Source organism: Bradyrhizobium sp. UFLA05-108 (assembly GCF_059803455.1).
Genome location: NZ_JBANAZ010000239.1, coordinates 1 through 771 on the forward strand (window position 1 = coordinate 1; position 771 = coordinate 771).

Annotated in this window: 1 protein-coding gene; it reads left to right on the top strand. The window is 61.6% G+C overall.

Annotated elements, in window-relative coordinates; genetic code table 11:
- Positions 1-159: 159 nt before the first annotated feature.
- Positions 160-771, top strand: a 612-nt coding sequence (gene asd / locus SO140_RS46240) for an archaetidylserine decarboxylase (protein WP_498544240.1), incomplete at its 3' end; no start/stop codon positions are given.

Below are 771 nucleotides of genomic sequence, written 5' to 3' on the forward strand. Positions count from 1 at the left end.
AGCGTTTGGACAACTATCACCGCATTCTGGAAAGCATGGCTCAGGTGAAGGTTCGCAAGAACTTCACGGACGCCGCAGACTGACACTGACGGGCGAGCATTGACGACGGCGAGGCCCTCGTTACAATGCGCGCCCTTTACCCTGATTCACGAGGTTAACGTGCTGGATAGCATCAAGATTAAACTGCAATATTGGCTACCGAAGCTGGCGCTGACCCGCCTGGCGGGCTGGGGCGCCGACAAACAGGCAGGCTGGCTGACCCAACTGGTGGTCAAAACCTTCGCCCGCTACTACCGCGTGGACATGCAGGAAGCGCAAAACCCGGACCTGACGTCTTACGCCACCTTCAACGACTTCTTCGTGCGCCCGCTGCGCGATGGTGCGCGCCCGATCATCGCCGACGCCAACTGGCTGGCGCTGCCTGCCGATGGCGCCATCAGCCAGCTCGGCCCGATCCGCGAGGATCAAATCTTCCAGGCCAAAGGCCACCACTACAGCCTGGAAGCACTGCTGGCCGGCAACTACCTGTTGGCCGAGCCGTTCCGCAACGGCCTGTTCGCCACTACCTACCTGGCACCGCGCGACTATCACCGCGTACACATGCCGTGCGCCGGCGTACTGCGCGAAATGATCTATGTGCCGGGCGATCTGTTCTCGGTCAACCCGCTCACCGCCGCCAACGTGCCTAACCTGTTCGCTCGCAACGAGCGCGTGATCTGCGTATTCGACACTGACATCGGGCCGATGGTGCAAATCCTGGTCGGCGCCACC